The following is a 17,613-nucleotide window of genomic DNA, read 5'->3' as shown; positions in this document are numbered from 1 at the left end:
CCCGTCCGGGCGGCCGGTAGGCTGCCGACTGTGAACGGATACCTGGGCTCGTACGCGACGCTCGGGCTCCTGCTGCTCGCCAGCGTTGTCTTCTTCGTTACGGCGTTCTCGGCCAACAGGGTGTTACGCCCGGCGCGTCCGGCCGACCCGCCGGGCAAGCGTGCCAGCTACGAGTGCGGGCTCGACCCGGTCGGTGCCGACTGGGCGCAGATGCAGATCCGCTACTACGTGTACGCCTACCTCTACGTGCTGTTCGCGGTCGAGGCGGTGTTCCTCTTCCCCTGGGCGGTGGTCTTCGACCGGCCGGGCTTCGGTCTGGTGACGGTGGTGGAGATGGCGGTGTTCGTGGCCGTCCTCGCGCTCGGCATCCTCTACGCCTGGCGTAGGAACATCCTCCGCTGGACCTGAGCGCCACTGCCTCCGGCGATCGTGTCGGTCGTCCGACCGTTCGCTGTCGGTTACGGCGACGACCGGTCAGGCGAGCCCTCGGCGGGTGGCAGTGGGCGGGCGGTCGCCTCGGATCGAGGCCACCATGTCCAGCACCCGACGGGTCGGGCCGACCTGGTGGGCCCGGAAGACCCGGGCGCCCAACCAGGCCGAGACGGCCGTCGCGGCGAGCGTCCCCTCCAGCCGTTCGGCCACCGGCAGGCCCAACGTCTCACCGATGAAGTCCTTGTTGGAGAGCGCCACCAGCACCGGCCAGCCGGTCGCGGCCAGCTCGTCCAGTCGGCGGGTGATCTCCAGCGAGTGCCGGGTGTTCTTGCCGAAGTCGTGCGCCGGGTCGATGAGGATGCCGTCGGGGCGTACCCCTGCCGCCACCGCGCGCTCGGCGAGCCCGGTCACCGTCGCGACCACGTCGGCGACCACGTCGGGAAAGGCGGCCCGGTGCGGCCTGGTCCGCGGCGTCAACCCGCCGGCGTGCGAACAGACCAGGCCGGCGCCGGTCCGGGCGGCCACCCGGACCAACGCCGGGTCGACGCCCGACCAGGTGTCGTTGAGGAGGTCGGCCCCGGCCGCCACGGCCTCCGTCGCCACCTCGGCCCGCCAGGTGTCGATGGAGATCACCACCTCCGGAAACGCGGCGCGGACGGCGGCGATGGTGTCCACCGTGCGTCGGATCTCCTCGGCGACGTCCACGTCCGCGCCTGGGCCGGCCTTGACGCCGCCGATGTCGATGATGGCAGCGCCCTCGTCCACCGCCCGCTCGACAGCGCGCAGAGCGCTGTCGGCGGCGTAGGTGGCCCCGCGGTCGAAGAACGAGTCCGGCGTGCGGTTGATGATCGCCATCACCACCAGCTCGCCGGGGGCGAACGTGTGCCCACCCAGCCGAAGCGCCCCGGCCATGCCCGCCTCCTGGAAGTTCACGCCGTCGCCGCCGCGTCGGCCGGTCCCGACGCTAGTCGGTCGCCCGTCCACGATTCCGGGCGGGCGTCGGCACCGATCGTGATCGAGGCGGGTGGCGGGGTCGCTCCCGGCCGGCTGCCATGCCACGATCAGTACATGGGTCAGCTTCTGCTCCTCCTGGTCGTGGCGTTGACCGTCGCGGCGGTGATATTCGGCGTGACGGTGCTGGTCAGCGGGCGTGATCCCGGCCTGGTGCCGGTCGAGCCGGATTCGCAGGCCGTGGCGTTGCCGGGCACCCGCCCGTTGCGCGAATCCGACGTGGGGGCGGTCCGTTTCGACACCGGGTTGCGCGGGTACCGGATGGACCAGGTCGATCAGGCGTTGCGCCGTGCCGCCTACGACATCGGTTACAAGTCCGAGCTGATCGGCGTACTGGAGTCGGAGGTCATCGCCTTGCGTGAGGGGCGCACCGACGATGCGGACGTGCTGCGGCAGGCCCGCGAGCAGTCCGCCAGCAAGGTGACCACCGCCGAGCCGGCCGAGACGGCCGACAAGTCGGGTGAGGCAGCCGAGCCGGGTGAAGACGCGCCGCTGACCGGCGAGGCGGGCTCGGCCCCGGTCGGCTCGACGACTCCCGGTCCGTTGCCCGCCGCCAGCTCGTCCCCTGCGGATTCCGATGGGGTGGCGCCCGCCGCCGCTCCCTCCGACGACGAGCCGGCAGATCGTGAGCAGGCCGCCGGCACCGAGCAGCGCGACGCGGTGGTTCGGTCGGAGTCGGCGTGACCGATCCGGAGGGCGCTGACGATCTTCGCGAGGCGTCCCGACCCGGCGCCGGTGAGGTGACCGCCACGGTGATCGTCGAGGCCCCGGCGGAGCGGGTGTTCGCCGCGCTGCTCGCCTGGGAACGTCAGTCCGACTGGATTCCTTTCACCCGCGTCCGGGTGGTCGAGGGCGACGGCCGCGAGGGCAGCCGGATCGAGGCGGTGACCGCGCTCGGCCGGGCGACGCTGCGCGACGAGATGCGGGTCGTCCGGGTCGACGAGCCGTACGAGATCGGCGTCGTGCACCACGGCCAGCTGCTGCGCGGCCCGGGGGTGCTGCGCTGCACCCAACTGGACCGGGACCGCACCCAGGTCGTCTGGCACGAGTGGTTCCACCTGCCGGGCGGTCGGGCCGGTCGACTGGCGTGGCCGGTGCTCTGGCCCGGTTCCAAGCTCGGCCTCACCCAGGCGCTGAAGAGGTTTGCCCGTCTGGTCGAGCAGGGCCGGCTGCCCTGACCCGGGAGCCCGGTGCCGGCTGCCAGCCCGGTGCGCGGAAGAGATGCCCGACCCGGTGTCGCCAGGTCACCGCGGCGCGCAGGTCCCGGGCGATCGAGGCGTACTCGTGGAAGGCCACCCGGACCGGGTTGTAGCTGCCGATGTTAGTGGTCAGGCCGTACACGCAGCGCTCCCGTTCCGGCGCGAACGAGGCGAAGAGCCGGTCCCAGACGATCAGGATGCCGCCGAAGTTGCGGTCCAGGTAGCTGCCCTGCGACGCGTGGTGCACCCGGTGGTGCGACGGGGTGTTGAACACCGCCTCGTACCAGCGCGGCATCTTGTCGATCCGCTCGGTGTGGATCCAGAACTGGTAGAGCAGGTTGACCGAGCCGCAGAACGCGACAACGGCCGGGTGGACGCCGGCCACGATCAGCGGGATGTAGAACACCCAACTGGTCAGGCCGGTCCATGGCTGGCGCAGCGCTGTGGAGAGGTTGAACCGCTGCGACGAGTGGTGCACGACGTGGGAGGCCCAGAGGATGCGGATCACGTGGTGGCCACGGTGCGACCAGTAGTAGCAGAAGTCCTGCGCGAGCAGGATCAGCGGCCAGGTCCACCAGAGCTCGGCGACCCGCAGCGGGGTGAGCGCGTAGAGCAGCGCGTACGCGGCGGCGATCGGCACCTTCCAGAGCAGGTCGGCGAAGATGCTGCCCAGCCCCATCGTCAGGCTGGTCGCTGTGTCGGCGCCGCCGTAGCCGACCTCGTCGTCGTCGCGGTGCAGCAGGTAGGAGACCCGCTCCAGCACGACGAGCAGCACGAAGGCCGGGATCGACCAGGCGATGACGTCCGGGAACTCCTTCACCGCGCGGCCTCCGCTCGCCGTCACCGGTCGGGGCGCACCGTCGGGTGGCTCCGACCTACCGGTCGGTAACAAGCACCATAGGCAGCCGGGCGGCCGGTGGCAATGGGGTGTCGGACGGATGCCCTAGCGTGTACGAGGTGACTGACCTGGTAATCGGCGCGGATGGGCTGGCACGCTGCGCCTGGGGGTCGAGCACCCCCGACTACGCCATCTACCACGACACCGAGTGGGGGCGGCCGCTGCGCGGCGACGACGCGCTCTACGAGCGGATGACGCTGGAGGCGTTCCAGTCCGGGTTGTCCTGGCTGACCATCCTGCGCAAGCGTCCGGCGTTCCGGCTGGCCTTCGACGAGTTCCACATCCCGACAGTCGCCCGCTACGACGACGCCGACGTGACCCGGCTGCTCGCCGACGCCGGCATCGTCCGCAACCGGGCCAAGATCGAGGCGGCGATCGCGAACGCCCGCGCCGCACTGGAGCTGCCGGAGGGCCTGTCCGCGCTGCTCTGGTCCTTCGCGCCGGAGCCCCGGCCGACTCGCCTCGCCTCGTTCGCCGAGCTGGCGCCGATCACCCCGGAGTCCACGGCAATGGCCAAGGCACTCAAGAAGCGCGGCTTCCGTTTCGTCGGCCCGACCACCGCCTACGCGCTGATGCAGGCGACCGGGATGGTCGACGATCACATCGTCGGCTGTCACGTCACCCTCCCACCGGCGGCGTGATGAGATGGCAGGCATGACGACCGAGACCGCGCACCGGGCCGGTGCGGCCGGCAACGCCGACGGGATGGGCACCTGGGCGGTGCTGCTGCCCGCCGAACGGTACGAGGCCGAGCGGCTCGTGCACCACGACACGCTGGAGCTGACCGGGCTGACCGGCGTCGCCCGGCCAGGGCTGGGCGACCAGGTGGCAGTGCTGGTCGACGCGCCGCCACGGCTGGTGGCCCTCGGCCGGGTCACCGCGCCGGGACGACGCCACCGCGAAGACCCGGACGACCCGCAGTCCCCGGTCGAGCCGGGCACGCTCGTCGTCGCGTACACCCGGCGGGCCTTCGACGAGCCGGTGCCGGCCGACCTGCTGACGCTCGACGGGCCGGTCACCGCTGTGGAGCCGGCGGCCTTCCGGGCGCTCGCCGAGCAGCTCGGCCCGCCCCCGACGCGGCGCACCTGGCTGGTCAGCCTCGACCTGCCGATCGAGGCCGGCACACCGGCCGAGGCGGTTCGGCTGTTCTGGTCCTACGTGCAGGAGTTGGGCCCGCGTGAGCTGCCCGCCTTCGTCTCGCCGGCCGGCGACGAGCTGGCCATGCAGGCGTTCGTGCTGGGCGAGCAGGCCAACCAGGACCCGGAGGAGGACGACTAGAAGAGCTTCTCCACTCGTCCCCGCCAGTCGGCGAGGACCGGGCCCGGGTCGGTGTCCAGCACCCGCTCCAGCAGCGTGGCGTAGACGTCCCGGAAGTCGGTGGTGTATTTCAGGTCGCCGTCGTCGAGGTCGGTGAGGCTCGGTGGTGCGCCGTGCCAGCCGCCCCGGACGCCCGCGCCGAGCAGCAGCACGTCCGAGGCGGTGCCGTGGTCGGTGCCGTCCGAGGCGTTGGCCCGTACCCGACGGCCGAACTCGGAGTAGACAGCCACCACCACCTTCCGGCCCGCCTCGGTGCGACTCATCCGGTCGGCGAACCCGGTCAACGCCCGGTCCAACTGACCCAGCAGCACGGCCTGCAACTGCTTCTCGTCGGCGTGCGTGTCGAAGCCACCCAACGACACCGAGAAGACCCGGGTGGACACTCCCGCCTCGACGCACTGCGCGACCAGGTCGAGCTGCGCGTCCAGTGGGGTGCGGGCCCCGCCGGTGGCCGTCGCGGGGGCCTGCTCGCCGTCCGGGTCCGCCGTGTCCGCGTCGGCGGAGTCGCGTACCTGGCGGATCATCTCGTCCACCGACCGCAGGTCGGCGAAGCAGGCGGCGGCCCGACCCCGGGCCGCCGACTCGCCCGCCTCGGCGGCGGCGAACGCGGTCAGTGTCGCCGCCGGCAGCCCCTTCGCGGCCTTCCGGTCGGTCACCGGCACGGCCGCGCCGGCGCTCTGGGCCCCGGCCAGCAGCGGTGGCAGCGCCGGTTCGAAGGAGACCGCCAGCCGGGGGTCGCCACCGGCCCGGTCCAGCCACCGCCCGAGCCAGCCGGTGTTGCCGGGCCGGTCCGGTTGCGCCGTGTGCCAGATGTCCATCGAACGGAAGTGGCTGCGATCCGGCTTCGGGTAACCGACTCCGCGCACGATCGCCAACCCACCGCCGGACCAGCGCTGGTGCAGGCCGGCCAGCGCCGGGTTGAGGCCGAAGTCGTCGTCCAACCGCCGCACCTCCCCGTCCGGGTACGCCAGCTCCGGGCGTGCCGCCCGGTAGGCCGGGTCGCCGTACGGAATGACGGTGTTGAGCCCGTCATTGCCGCCGTAGAGGGTCACCAGCACCAGCGTGCGGGACTGCGGGTCGCGGTCCCCGCTGGTGTCCAGCAGGTCCCGCAGGCTGTACGCGCCGGCCCCGGCGGCCAACGCGCCCGCGCCGACCACCCCGCTGGTCAGCAGGAACCTGCGTCGGGTCACTGTGTCCATGTCGACTCCTCCGCTCAGCTGACTGTGTATTCGGGGCTGACCAGGCCGGCGGCCAGCAGCTTTCGAGGCTCGCCGGCCAGCGGGGTGAGAGCGGCGCGGGTGCGCGCGCCCCAGCCGTCGACCACCAGCAGTCGGGCCAGCGCGTCCGGTCGGCCGGCGGTGGGCGCGGCGGTCAGCCGGGCCAGCACCGCTGGTGCCGTGGCGGCGGCGAGCACCCCGGCCGTCCGCAGCCGGGCCTGTAACGACGAGGTGGTCAGCCAGGCGGATCCGGCCGGCCAACCACCCACGCTCGGTGGGCGCAACGGCACCTGGTCGAGCGCGTTCAGACCGGCCAGCAGTTGTTTGCGTTGCTGCTCGGGCAGCGCGGACGGTCGGATACCGAGCTGTCGCATCGCGCCGACCAGCCACTCCACCGGCTGCTTCACCAGCGTCCCCCGGGTCTGCGCGAAGGCCGGCGCGGAGAAGAGCGCACGCACCGTCGCGATGGTGTCCGCGCCGGCCAGGCCATCCGGCGCCGGGGTCTCGGTGCCGGCATAGCGGAACCAGAGCCGACCGGCCACGAAGGTCGCCGCCGCCGGTTGGGCCGCCAGCAGACCGGCGTACGCCTCGGCGTCGAACCGGGCGCTCTGCCCGAGGATGCTCTTCTCGCCACTGTCGTGCCGGCGGGCCTCGAAGTGCGCCGCACCGGTACGCCTGTCGACCACCCAGCCGGTCAGGGCCCGCGCGCCGGCCTTCACGTCGGCCTCGCTGTAGGCACCGATGCCGAGGGTGAACAACTCCATCAGCTCGCGGGCCAGGTTCTCGTTCGGCGCCTTGCGGGTGTTCTTCTGCCCGTCCAGCCAGACGATCAGGGCGGGGTCGCGCACCATCGCGGCGACCAGCGGGCGCAGCGGCCCACGACCGTGCCGGCGCAGCGTCTCCAACTGGCCCACCATCAGCCGCGCCGACTTGACCTTCTGCGCGCTGGTGGCCCAGTGCCCGTGCCAGAAGAAGAGCAACTTCTCGGTCAGCCCGTCCTCGGCGGCCACCATCCGGTCCAGCCACCACTCGGTGACCTGCTGGAGTTGCTTGCGGCGCTCCGCGTTGGCCTGCTGCCGTTGCTCACGGGTGGAGTCCTTGGTCAGCCCGGCGTACGGGTCCGGGGGCAGCGTCGGCACCGGCGTGGCCGCCGCACCCCGATCCGTGGCGGGCGGGGTGAGCAGCCGTTCCAGGGTCGCCGTTGGCCCGGCCCGCTCGGCCGCGTCCACCTCGTCGGCCGTCGGCCCGAAGGTGGCCCGGCGCAGCAGATGCGCCACCACTTCACGATCGCTCATACCGGCCGACGCTAGGCGTCCCGTGTTCGAGGACGGTAAGGGCGGCGTCCGGATCGCGTTCAGCGTCCCTCGAAGACCGGTTTCTGCTTGCCGACGAAGGCGAGGGTGGCCGCCCGGTGGTCGGCGGTGGCACCGCAGATCGACTGGGCCTGCGCCTCGGCGGCGAGAGCGTCGGCGAGGGTGCCGGCGTCGGCGATGGAGAGCTGTCGCTTGATCGCCCCGTACGCGACGGTCGGGCCGGCGGCGAGGCGGGCGGCCAACTCCTGGGCGACGGGCAGCACCTGCTCGTCGTCGTCCGTCAGCCGGTTGAGCAGGCCCAACCGGCAGGCCTCCTCGGCGCGGACCGGCTCGGCCAACAGCAGCAGCTCAACCGCCTTGGCATGGCCGACCAGTCGGGGCAACGTCCAGGAGGCGCCGGTGTCGGCGGCGAGACCGACCTTGGCGAAGGCCATCAGGAAACTGGTGGTCGGGCCGCCGATGCGGATGTCGGCCAGGAACGCCAGCGACGCGCCCGCCCCGGCGGCCATCCCGCGGACCGCGGCGATCACCGGCTTGGGCAGGTTGGCGAGCCGGGCGGCGATCGGGTTGTAGTGGGCCCGCACGGTGCCCAGCGGGTCACTGGCGGAGTTTTCCAGGGTGGCCACGTGCTCGCGCAGGTCCTGCCCGGCGCTGAACGACCCGCCGGCTCCGGCCAGGACGACAGCGCGGCAGGACCGGTCGGTCTCCAGCTCCGCGAGGGCGTCCCGCAGCGCCTCCTTGAGCGCCACGTCGAGCGCGTTCATCGCGTTCGGCCGGTTCAGCGTGAGGGTGACGACGGCATCGGTCCGGTCGACCAGCAGCGGCTCGGTCACGTGTCTAACGACCCTTCTGTCGGACGATGCGGTTGCCGGCGTCGAGGCACTGTTCGACGTACCGGTCGGCGGCCGGACGCAGGCGGGCTGCGTGCCGGTCGAAGAAACTGGCCGCGGCGGTGCCGGGCCACCGCTCGGGCAGCAGCGCCGGGGGCAGCTGCGGATCTTGGAAGAGGAACGTACGCCACGCGTGCACGAGGCGGAACCGCGTCGCGTACGCCTCCTCGTCGCTGCTGCGCACTGTGACGGCGGCGAGCAGCGGGCGCTGGTCCGCGACGAACCGCTCGTAGGCGCGGCCGATCTCGGCCAGGTTCCAGGCGCGTCGGACCACGCCCATGGCGCCGGGGGTGCCGGAGAAGTGCGAGGCGGTGAACCGCTCGAACCGGATGCCGGTCTCGGCGAGGAGCAGGTCGACATCCTCGGCGGGGCGGGTGGCGACCCAGGTCTGCTCGTCGAGCGTCCCGTAGCCGAGGAAGCTCAGGTTGGCGGCGAGCCGCTGGCGGTCCCGCCGGGAGCCCGGGGCTTCCAACACCAGCAGATCGAACCGGCCGTCCCAGGTGACCCGGCCGGTCCGGTAGATCCGGGCCGCTGCCTCGTCGAGTCGGCGGGCAGCTTTCGGTGTGATCGAATATCCCGGTCCGGAGACCAACCGGAGGGGCTCGAGCCAGCCTTGACGCACCATCCGGGAGACGGCGGTGCGAACTGCTGGCGGTGCGATTCCCAGCGGCGCCAGTAGCTTGACCAGGGCAGCAACCGGTGCCCGGCCACCCCTCGGACGGAGGTGGTCGCCGTACAGGTCGAAGAGTGCCGACCGTGCCTGCATGACCGCACATTGTGACAGGCCTTCTCAAGATAAGCTAGATGCTGTTACATCAATGCTGCTCCGGTTTGGGTCCGGCGGTGTTCATCAGGGAAAATCGTTGGTCGACACCCCCGTGACCGTTGCGGGTGGTCGTGACGAAGTGGCTGTGGGGCAACCCACCGACCCTGGTGTAGGTCTGAGGGGAGACAACATGGCGGCGATGAAGCCGCGGACGGGCGACGGTCCGCTGGAAGTCACCAAGGAGGGGCGGGGCATCGTCATGCGGGTCCCGCTGGAGGGCGGTGGCCGGCTCGTCGTCGAGATGACTCCCGACGAGGCCAACGCGCTCGGTGACGCACTGAAGGCAGCGGCCGGCTGAGTAAGGAGTGCTCCGGGCGGCTCACGCCGCCCGGAACGTTCTTCAGGCCCTGAGCCACCGGAACCACCGGTGGCTCAGGGTCTTCAACGCTGCGGGCAGGTGGGTTCACTGCCGGTCCGCGACACTTTCCTGGAGGTGCGGTTCCGCGTGCTCGCCATCCGTCTGATCGCCGAGCCCGACCGGCTCGACGTCCTCGTCCTGCCCGTCCGCTCCGCCGATTCGACGGCGGAAGGTGACACCTCGGCCGAGCCGGTATCGACCGCCGTGGCGGGCCCGGACGGCACGGCCGACGAGGCGGTGGCGCTGGCTTCAGCGGCCCGGCTGACGGGCCGAGCCGGCGAGATCCACACCCAACTGCGCCCCGGGCGTACCCCCGGTCGGCTGCTGTTGCTCGGCATCGGTGACGGCGACGAGGCGGCTTGGCGGACGGCCGGCGCGGCCCTGGCCCGCTCAGCTTCAGCTGAGACGCATATCACCATCGCGCTTCCGGCCGAGGTGACCCTGGCCGCAGTTCGCGGGTTGACCGAGGGGCTGCTGCTCGCCCCGTACCGGTTCCGACTCACCGAGGCCGGCGACCGACCGGCGCTGACCGGCGTCGACCTGCTGCTCGACAACCCCACCGGGTACGAGGACACCGTCGCCACGGCCCGGACCACTGCCGCGATGACCCATCTCGCCCGGGACCTGACCAACACCCCCTCCTCGGTGAAGACCCCGCAGTGGTTCGCCGACCAGGTGGCCTCCGCCGCAGCCGACCTTCCGGACCTGCGGCTGCGGGTCCGTGGCCCGGCCGAACTGACCGCCGAGGGCTTCGGCGGGATCCTCGCCGTGGGCGGTGGCTCCGCCAGCGGACCCCGGCTGGTCGAACTGGACTGGCACCCCGCCAACGCGCGCACCCACGTGGTGCTGATCGGCAAGGGCATCACCTTCGACACCGGCGGCATCTCGATCAAGCCGGTGGCGTCGATGAAGCTGATGCGCAAGGACATGGCCGGCGCTGCCGCGGTCGTCGCCGCCACGGTGGGCGCCGCCGCGCTGCGGCTGCCGGTCCGGATCACCACGTTGGCACCGCTGGCCGAGAACATGGTCAGCGGCTCGGCGTTCCGCCCCGGCGACGTGATCCGGCACTACGGCGGTACGACCAGCGAGACGACCAACTCCGACGCCGAGGGTCGGCTGGTCCTCGCCGACGCGCTGGCGTACGCCGTGCAGCAGCTCAAGCCGAACCTGCTGCTCGACCTGGCCACGCTCACCGGCGCGAACTCGGTGGCGCTGGGCAAGCGCACCGCCGCCCTGTACAGCGAGAACGACGAACTGGCCGCAAGCGTGCTGGCGGCGGCCGAGGCGGCCGGCGAGTCGGCGTGGCGGATGCCGCTGCACACCGACTACGTCGAGTACCTCGGCAGCGAGATCGCCGACCTCTACAGCGCACCCACGCAGGGTGCCGGCTCGGTGCTGGCCGCGCTCTACCTGCGCGAGTTCACCGGCGAACTACGCGACCGCTGGCTGCACCTGGACATGTCCGCCCCGTCCTGGGCCGACGGCGACCAGGCCGAGGTCAGCCGCGGTGCCACCGGCTGGGGCGTCCGCTCGTTGCTGCGCTGGCTCGCCGACGTCAACTAGGACTGTTTCACAAGAGCGGCCGGCCCGAACTTGTGAAACAGCCCTTGGGCGTGGGTCAGGGCCTCGGCGCCACCGAGGCTCTGCCCCACCCTGGGCATGGATCAGCACTTCACCGCGGCGAGCAGCCCGTGCCCGACCGGAAGCAGCGCGGGGATCCAGTGCTCCGACTCCCGGACCGCCTTGATCGTTTCGCGAACCGTCACCGTCTCCGCGTCCCGGGCGGACGGGTCGCCGATCCGGCCACTGGCCAGCACACCGTTGAGCGCCAGCACGCCTCCGGGGCGCAACAGCCGCAGCGCCGCCTCCACACAGGCATGGAAGCCGGTCGCCTCCGCGTCCACGAAGACCAGGTCGTAGGCACCGTCGGCGAGCCGGGGCAGCACGTCGAGCGCCCGACCGGTGATGATCCGGGTACGCCCGGCCGCGAAACCCGCCTCGGCGAAGATCCGCCGGGCGATCCGCTGGTGTTCCACCTCCACGTCGATGGTGGTGAGCACGCCGTCGACGCGCATGCCGCGCAGCAACCAGACGCCGCTGACCCCGGTGCCGGTGCCGATCTCCACCACCGCACGGGCGTTGCCGGCGGCGGCCAGCAGCCGCAGCGCCGCCCCCGCGCCGGGGGTGACCGCGTCGAGGCCCACCTCCCGGGCCAGGCTGCGGGCGGTACGCAGAACGAGATCCTCGGTGACGTACGACTCGGCGAAGTGCTGGGCCTGTGTCGTCGAACTGCCGGAACCGGCGACCGTGGCGATGGGGCACCTCCGGGGGCGGTGCGTGGTGCGGGGGCGGGTTGGCACTGTGAGCGTAGAGGCGACCGTTGTGGGGCGCAGCCGCGCCTCCGTCGGAAGCGATCACCGGGGCAACCGCTGACTGCACCGCGTCCATCCGTGCAATCCTGGAGGCGGTATCCCGTCAGCCGCGACCAGACCGGCCCGTGGCCGGGCGACGCGGCGCGGGATCCGGGGACGGACTGGGAGGCACCGACGTGACCGACGGCTGGGACTGGCGCCGGGGCGGTGAGACTCCGGCTCCGGCGCGACCGCCCGGGGCAGGAGCCCCGTCGGTGGGGCCGCCCACCATGCCGGGGGCTGACCGCACGCCCCTCACCTCGCCAGGCAGCGGGCCGACTCCGGGCTGGCCGGCGTCCTCCGGCGGGCCGACACCTGGCTGGCCTGCGTCTTCCGGCGGGCCGACACCTGGCTGGCCGGCGTCTTCCGGCGGATCGACACCTGGCTGGCCGGCGTCTTCCGGCGGATCGACACCTGGCTGGCCGGTGCCGGCTGCGGGCGGGCCCAACTCGGCCGACGCGTCGGCCTGGTGGTCGGACGCGCTCGCCGACCCCTGGCGCGACCCGGCGGCCCCGACCGCGGTGGTGGTGCCCGGTGTGGTGGCGCCCGGCACCGAACCCGAGCCGGTCACCGACCCCGACGCGCCGGGCCGGCCGACACTGCGCCACCTGCTGCTCATTCCCGTGATCACCGCGCTACTGGCCGGCACTCTCGGTGGTGCGTTGGGCTACGCGTTCGCGGTGCGCGGCGGCGCTGGTGCGGCGGTCCTCGGCGGTGCGCCCGCGGAGGTGCCGGCGCTGGCGCAGCGCAAACCGGAGTCGCTGGCCGGGGTCGCCGAACGGGTCCTGCCCAGCGTGGTCACCGTACGGGTGAGCAGCCTCGGCGGGACCAGTGAGGGCTCCGGGTTCATCGCCACTGCCGACGGCCATGTGATCACCAATGACCATGTGGTGGCCGGCGGCACCGGCAAGGCCTCGGTGGTCTTCAACGACGGCAGCACCGCGCCGGCGACGATCGTCGGGCAGGACGCGGAGTCGGACATCGCGGTGATCAAGGTGAGTCGTCCCGGGTTGCGACCTGTGGAGTTCGGCGACTCCGACGCGCTGGCGGTCGGCGACCCAGTGCTCGCCATCGGCTCGCCGTTGTCGCTGGCCAACACGGTCACCGCCGGCATCGTGAGCGCGCTGGACCGGACGATGCAGGCCGGCGAGCCGGGCGGCCCGGTGCGTTACTACGCCGCCATTCAGACCGACGCCGCGGTCAACCACGGCAACTCGGGCGGCCCACTTGTCGACGGTGCCGGCCGGGTGGTCGGAGTGAACTCCACCATCAAGTCGCTTGTCGCAGAGGGGCAGGAGGCGGGCAACATCGGGCTCGCCTTCGCCATCCCGATCAACCAGGCCAAGCGGGTGACCCAGGACATCATCGGCACCGGCAAGGCCCGGCGTACGGTGATCGGCGCCCGTGCGGACGGCCCGACCGGGGTCGTCGGAGGCGGCCTGCGGCTGGCCGAGGTGGAGCCGTCCGGCCCCGCGGACGGCGCCGGACTGAAGGTCGGCGACGTTATCCTCAAGATCAACGGGCGGCCGATGACCGAGCCGACGGATCTGACCGCGTTGGTCCGCAAGTACGCGCCTGGCTCGGTCGTGACCGTCGAGTATCGGCGGGGCTCCGCCCGGCAGAACACCTCGGTAACTCTCGCCGCGGACGCGAAGTGACTCACCGCCGAAGCGAAGTGAACAGCGGCGCACCCCTTGCCCGAAAGCCGTCCGCCGTGCGTAGTCTTGCTGCTGACGCCGAGAGGAGGCCCGCGGGATGCTCGACAACCTGAACTGGTGGGAGATCGGTGCGCTGCTGCTCCTGGCGCTGTTGATCTTCGGCGACCGGCTCCCCGCCGTGATCACCGACGGCCTGCGGTTGGTGCGCAACCTGCGCAACATGGCCCGCAACGCCACCGGCGACCTGAGCCGTGAGCTGGGCACCGACATTCAGCTGGAAGACCTGCACCCGAAGGCGTTCATCCGCAAGCACCTCCTCAGCGAGGAGGACGAGGCGGCGATCCGCAAGCCGTTGCAGGGCGTCTACGACAACCTGCGCGCGGACGTCAGCGGCGTGCACAACGACCTGAAGGACGTGGCCAACGCCGCCGACCTGCGGTCGAACGAGTCCCGGCCCGGCACGGCCACCAGCAGCCCTTCGGCTCCGGCCCCCCGCGCCAGCTACGACGACGCCACCTGACCGACCGCGCCCCGACCGGCTAGTGCCCGCGACCGGCTGGTCCGGCCCTGCCCGGACTCGGCCGGATCGTGTCCGCCTGGGCCCGGCGTCGGTCGGATCGTGCCCGCCTGGGCCCGGCGCCGGCTTGATCGACTCGGGTTCCCGGAAGTCGCGGTATCCCGCGCCGTTTGAGCGGCCGACTTCCTGAAACCCGAGTTGACCATGCCGGCCAGGCCCGCCAGCCCATGCCGACTGCCTGCCCACGCCGACTGCCTGCCCACGCCGACTGCCTGCCCACGTCGGCCGCCAGCCGACGTCGGCCGCCAGCCGACGTCGGCGCGGCCTGGCTGGACCGCCCGCCGACGCGACTCAGCCCGCCGGCCAACAGTGGCCGACGGGCTGACGGTGTTCCGGTTGGTCAGCGCCCAGCGGGCTTGAGGCCGAGTGGCTTGCCGAGCAGCGAGTCGCGGCGCAGGGCGAGCCGGTCGGCGATCGTGCCGAGCGCCTGCGCGGCCGGGGATTCCGGCTCGGCCAGCACGATCGGGTTGCCGGCGTCGCCGGCCTCGCGGACCCGGGTGTCCAGTGGGATCTGACCGAGCAGCGGCACCTGCGCGCCGATGGTCTGGCTCAGCGACGCGGCCACGGCCTCACCACCGCCGGCGCCGAAGATCTCCATCCGGGAGCCGTCCGGCAGCTCCAGCCAGGACATGTTCTCGATGACGCCGACCACCCGCTGGTGGGTCTGCAGGGCGATCGCCCCGGCCCGCTCCGCCACCTCGGCGGCGGCGGTCTGCGGGGTGGTGACGATCAGGATCTCCGAGTTGGGCAGCAACTGGGCCAGCGAGATGGCCACGTCACCAGTGCCCGGCGGCAGGTCGAGCAGAAGCACGTCCAGGTCGCCCCAGTAGACGTCGGCCAGGAACTGCTGCAACGCCCGGTGCAGCATCGGGCCGCGCCACACGACGGCCGCGTTGCCGGACGTGAACATGCCGATGGAGATGACCTTCACGCCGTGCGACTGCGGCGGCATGATCATGTCCTCGACGCGGGTGGGCCGCGCCTCAGTGCCGAGCATCCGGGGCACCGAGTGGCCGTAGATGTCGGCGTCGACCACGCCGACCGAGAGCCCACGGGCGGCGAGCGCCGCCGCCAGGTTGACAGTGACGCTGGACTTGCCGACGCCACCCTTGCCGCTGGCCACCGCGTACACGCGGGTGCGCGAGCCGGGCTGGGCGAACGGGATGACGGGCTCCTCGGTGGCGCCGCCGCCACGCAGCTGCGACTGCAACGACTGCCGCTGCTCGGGGGTCATCACCCCAAAGTCGATCTCCACGCCGGTGACACCGGGCACCGCGGCGACGGCGGCGGTGATGTCCGTACGCAGCTTGTCCTTCAGCGGGCAGCCGGCGACGGTGAGCAGCAGCTCGACGCGGACGACACCGCTGGCACCGATCGTGGCGGAGCGAACCATGCCCAGCTCGGTGATGGGCCGGCGGATCTCCGGGTCGTTGACGGTGGCCAGGGCGGCCTGGATCGCGTCCTCGACGGTGCTCACGGGTGCTGACATGCCCGCAATGCTACGTCGCGGGGCATCCGTTGCCGCCGCTGCCCGGGGCGGTGTGAGCCAATCGATGACCCGTCGGTCAGCTCTCTGCGCGGCGCGGGCCGGTGCCGTCCGGCCGGGCGTCCCGGGTGAAGTCGCCGTCTAGGTCGTCGCGGGGTTCTTCCAGGCCGACGCCGTCGGTCGGCCGCTGGCCACGTCGCTCCTGCCGGCTGTCCTTTTCCTGCTGGCGGCGCTCCAGTCGCTGCCGGCGTTGCCCCACCTCGTCCAGTTCCTCGGCCAGCCGGGCCAGCTCGGAGCGGAGGAAGTCGCGGGTGGCGACCTCACCGAGCGCGATCCGCAGGGCCGCGATCTCCCGGGCCAGGTACTCGGTGTCCGCCTTCTGCGCGGTGGCTCGCCGCCGGTCCTCCTCCAGGGCCACCCGATCCCGGTCGGCCTGCCGGTTCTGGGCCAGCAGGATCAGCGGGGCCGCGTAGCTGGCCTGCAACGACAGCACCAGGGTCAGGAACGTGAAGGTGTACGGGTCGAAGCGCAGGTTCGCCGGGGCCAGGGTGTTCCACACGAACCAGATCGCGATCACCACGGTCATGACGACGATGAAGTTCGCTGTGCCCATGCCCCGGGCGATGCCCTCGGACCACCGGCCGAACGCCTCCGCGTCGAACCGGGGCAGCTTGACGCCCCTGGGCTCACGTGGCTGGTCGAGACGCTCCGTCCGACGCTGGTCAGCCATCTGCGCCGTCCAGCGCGGGGTCGGTGGTGCCCGGGGCGGCCAGGGCGTCGCGGTCCCGCCAGTCCCGGGGCAGCGAGTGGTCCAGGACGTCGTCGACAGTGACGGCGCCGACCAGCCGGTTGTTGCGATCGATCACCGGCATGGCGACCAGGTCGTAGGTGGCCATCCGGCGGGTGATCTCCGGCAGCGGCGTGGTGGGGCGCAGCGGGTCGATGTCGTTGACCACCACCTTGCCCAGCAGGTCGGCCGGGGGCTCGCGCAGCAGCGCCTGGAAGTGCACCATGCCCAGGTACCGGCCGGTCGGCGTGTTCTGCGGTGCCCGGGTCACGAAGACCTGCGCGGCGACGGCGGGGGAGAGCTGCGGCTCCCGGATCCGGGCCAGCGCCTCGGCGACTGTGGCGTCCGGCGGCAGGATGACCGGCTCCGATGTCATCACACTGCCCGCCGTGCCGGGGGTGTACTTCAGCAGTTGGCGTACCGGGTCGGCCTCGTCCGGCTCCATCAGGTCCAGCAGCACGTCCTGCTCTGGTGGGGGCAGCTCGTTGAGCAGGTCGGCGGCGTCGTCCGGGTCCATCTCCTCCAGGACGTCGGCGGCCCGCTCCCGGTCGAGGGCGGCGAGGATCTCCACCTGGTCGTGCTCCGGCAGTTCGCTGAGCACGTCGGCCAGTCGCTCGTCGTCCAGGGCGGCGGCGACCTCGTTGCGTCGCGCGTCGGGCAGATCCTGCAACGCGTTGGCCAGGTCGGCGGGGCGCATGTCCTCCAGGACGGCGAGCAGGTTCGCCGTACCCCGGTTGTCGGCGATGCCGCTGAGCCCGCGCACCCGGTCCCACTCGACCTGGTGCAGGTGGCCACGGCGGCTGAGCCGACCGGTCTGCTCGCGTACGGCGACACGGGTCAGCGACCACTCGCCACCCCGGGTGCACTCCATCGCGACGTCCACGACAGCGCCGGGCTGGCCGCCCGGGTCGAGTTGCACCCGCCGGTCGAGCAGTTCCTGGAGCACCAGCAGCTCGTTCGGGCGCTTCTCGAACCGGCGCAGGTTGAGGGTGCCGGAGCCGAGCACGACGGCGTCCGCGTCGATGGAGGTGATCCGGTTGATGGACAGGAAGATCCGGCGTCGCATCGGCATCTCGGCGACGAGCCCCACCACCTCCGGCGGACGCTTCGTCGCCCGCAGCCGTGCCACGGCGTCACGAACCCGGCCCACCTGATCGCCGTTCGGGTCGAAGACGGCGACTCCGGCGAGACGGGCGATGTAGACCCGGGTCGGCGTACTCACGGGCACCAGCC

19 protein-coding genes are annotated in these 17,613 nt (G+C 72.4%); 9 read left to right on the top strand and 10 right to left on the bottom strand.

Features of this window, described 5'->3' with window-relative positions:
- Positions 1 to 30: 30 nt before the first annotated feature.
- A complete protein-coding gene (gene ndhC / locus OG598_RS23575) occupies positions 31 to 408 on the top strand; it encodes an NADH-quinone oxidoreductase subunit A (protein ID WP_210781808.1) in 378 nt (125 codons plus the stop codon).
- A 66-nt stretch (positions 409 to 474) separates the two neighbouring features.
- Here the strand turns inward: ndhC and folP are convergent, their stop codons facing one another.
- Entirely contained in the window at positions 475 to 1,344 is an 870-nt protein-coding gene (folP, locus tag OG598_RS23570; protein WP_328651109.1) for a dihydropteroate synthase, read from the bottom strand.
- 156 nt (positions 1,345 to 1,500) lie between these two features.
- Between folP and OG598_RS23565 the strand changes: the two genes are divergently transcribed.
- Both OG598_RS23565 and OG598_RS23560 read left to right on the top strand, forming a co-directional pair.
- Entirely contained in the window at positions 1,501 to 2,127 is a 627-nt protein-coding gene (locus OG598_RS23565; RefSeq protein WP_328651108.1) for a DivIVA domain-containing protein, read from the top strand.
- Positions 2,124 to 2,621 (top strand): SRPBCC family protein, encoded by a 498-nt coding sequence (locus tag OG598_RS23560; protein WP_328651107.1) that lies wholly within the window; start codon positions 2,124 to 2,126, stop codon positions 2,619 to 2,621. Before OG598_RS23565 ends, OG598_RS23560 begins: the two co-directional genes overlap by 4 nt.
- Here OG598_RS23560 and OG598_RS23555 read toward each other — a convergent pair.
- Positions 2,566 to 3,486, bottom strand: a complete 921-nt coding sequence (locus OG598_RS23555) for a sterol desaturase family protein (protein WP_328651106.1) — start codon at positions 3,484 to 3,486, stop codon at positions 2,566 to 2,568. The genes OG598_RS23560 and OG598_RS23555 overlap by 56 nt on opposite strands.
- 113 nt (positions 3,487 to 3,599) lie before the next feature.
- On the opposite strand from OG598_RS23555, the gene OG598_RS23550 reads away from it, so the two are divergent.
- Together OG598_RS23550 and OG598_RS23545 are read left to right on the top strand one after the other, a co-directional pair.
- On the top strand, positions 3,600 to 4,181 hold the full coding sequence (locus OG598_RS23550; RefSeq protein ID WP_328651105.1) for a DNA-3-methyladenine glycosylase I: 582 nt from the start codon (positions 3,600 to 3,602) through the stop codon (positions 4,179 to 4,181).
- A 13-nt stretch (positions 4,182 to 4,194) separates the two neighbouring features.
- On the top strand, positions 4,195 to 4,818 hold the full coding sequence (locus OG598_RS23545; RefSeq protein ID WP_328651104.1) for a hypothetical protein: 624 nt from the start codon (positions 4,195 to 4,197) through the stop codon (positions 4,816 to 4,818).
- Here the strand turns inward: OG598_RS23545 and OG598_RS23540 are convergent.
- From OG598_RS23540 to OG598_RS23525, 4 genes are read right to left on the bottom strand one after another with little or no spacing between them, the layout of a single operon-like run.
- Positions 4,815 to 6,056 carry a DUF1501 domain-containing protein gene (locus tag OG598_RS23540; RefSeq protein ID WP_328651103.1) on the bottom strand — a complete coding sequence of 414 codons (1,242 nt, stop codon included), beginning with the start codon at positions 6,054 to 6,056 and terminating at the stop codon, positions 4,815 to 4,817. The genes OG598_RS23545 and OG598_RS23540 overlap by 4 nt on opposite strands.
- Before the next feature lie 14 nt (positions 6,057 to 6,070).
- Positions 6,071 to 7,369 (bottom strand): DUF1800 domain-containing protein, encoded by a 1,299-nt coding sequence (locus OG598_RS23535; protein WP_328651102.1) that lies wholly within the window; start codon positions 7,367 to 7,369, stop codon positions 6,071 to 6,073.
- Positions 7,370 to 7,428: 59 nt separating this feature from the next.
- Positions 7,429 to 8,220 (bottom strand): enoyl-CoA hydratase-related protein, encoded by a 792-nt coding sequence (locus OG598_RS23530; protein WP_091394802.1) that lies wholly within the window; start codon positions 8,218 to 8,220, stop codon positions 7,429 to 7,431.
- Between the two features lie 4 nt (positions 8,221 to 8,224).
- Positions 8,225 to 9,043 carry a PaaX family transcriptional regulator gene (locus tag OG598_RS23525; RefSeq protein WP_091394799.1) on the bottom strand — a complete coding sequence of 273 codons (819 nt, stop codon included), beginning with the start codon at positions 9,041 to 9,043 and terminating at the stop codon, positions 8,225 to 8,227.
- Positions 9,044 to 9,233: 190 nt separating this feature from the next.
- Here OG598_RS23525 and OG598_RS23520 point away from each other — a divergent pair, with 190 nt between their 5' ends.
- The gene (locus tag OG598_RS23520; protein WP_007455245.1) at positions 9,234 to 9,401 is read left to right on the top strand and encodes a DUF3117 domain-containing protein; all 168 of its coding nucleotides are present in this window, start codon (positions 9,234 to 9,236) and stop codon (positions 9,399 to 9,401) included.
- Positions 9,402 to 9,548: 147 nt separating this feature from the next.
- Positions 9,549 to 11,024: a leucyl aminopeptidase family protein gene (locus OG598_RS23515; protein WP_328655417.1), complete on the top strand. Its 1,476-nt coding sequence runs from the start codon at positions 9,549 to 9,551 to the stop codon at positions 11,022 to 11,024.
- 101 nt (positions 11,025 to 11,125) lie between these two features.
- On the opposite strand, the gene OG598_RS23510 is transcribed toward OG598_RS23515, so the two are convergent.
- Positions 11,126 to 11,695 (bottom strand): O-methyltransferase, encoded by a 570-nt coding sequence (locus tag OG598_RS23510; protein WP_238683858.1) that lies wholly within the window; start codon positions 11,693 to 11,695, stop codon positions 11,126 to 11,128.
- A 299-nt stretch (positions 11,696 to 11,994) separates the two neighbouring features.
- Between OG598_RS23510 and OG598_RS23505 the strand changes: the two genes are divergently transcribed.
- Both OG598_RS23505 and OG598_RS23500 read left to right on the top strand, forming a co-directional pair.
- The gene (locus tag OG598_RS23505; protein ID WP_442931529.1) at positions 11,995 to 13,530 is read left to right on the top strand and encodes a trypsin-like peptidase domain-containing protein; all 1,536 of its coding nucleotides are present in this window, start codon (positions 11,995 to 11,997) and stop codon (positions 13,528 to 13,530) included.
- Positions 13,531 to 13,627: 97 nt separating this feature from the next.
- On the top strand, positions 13,628 to 14,050 hold the full coding sequence (locus OG598_RS23500) for a preprotein translocase subunit TatB (protein ID WP_328651100.1): 423 nt from the start codon (positions 13,628 to 13,630) through the stop codon (positions 14,048 to 14,050).
- A gap of 397 nt (positions 14,051 to 14,447) precedes the next feature.
- Here OG598_RS23500 and OG598_RS23495 read toward each other — a convergent pair whose 3' ends face one another.
- The 3 genes from OG598_RS23495 to OG598_RS23485 form a co-directional block, all read right to left on the bottom strand.
- A complete protein-coding gene (locus OG598_RS23495; protein ID WP_328651099.1) occupies positions 14,448 to 15,596 on the bottom strand; it encodes an Mrp/NBP35 family ATP-binding protein in 1,149 nt (382 codons plus the stop codon).
- 76 nt (positions 15,597 to 15,672) lie between these two features.
- Complete coding sequence (locus tag OG598_RS23490; protein ID WP_328651098.1) at positions 15,673 to 16,323, bottom strand: DUF1003 domain-containing protein; 651 nt, start codon at positions 16,321 to 16,323, stop codon at positions 15,673 to 15,675.
- Positions 16,316 to 17,602 (bottom strand): magnesium transporter MgtE N-terminal domain-containing protein, encoded by a 1,287-nt coding sequence (locus OG598_RS23485; RefSeq protein ID WP_238671210.1) that lies wholly within the window; start codon positions 17,600 to 17,602, stop codon positions 16,316 to 16,318. The genes OG598_RS23490 and OG598_RS23485 overlap by 8 nt, the downstream gene beginning before the upstream one ends.
- Between the last annotated feature and the right edge of the window lie 11 nt (positions 17,603 to 17,613).

This window comes from Micromonospora sp. NBC_00330 (genome assembly GCF_036136635.1).
GTDB lineage: Bacteria > Actinomycetota > Actinomycetes > Mycobacteriales > Micromonosporaceae > Micromonospora > Micromonospora salmantinae.
This window is presented reverse-complemented; position numbering and strand designations above follow the sequence as displayed.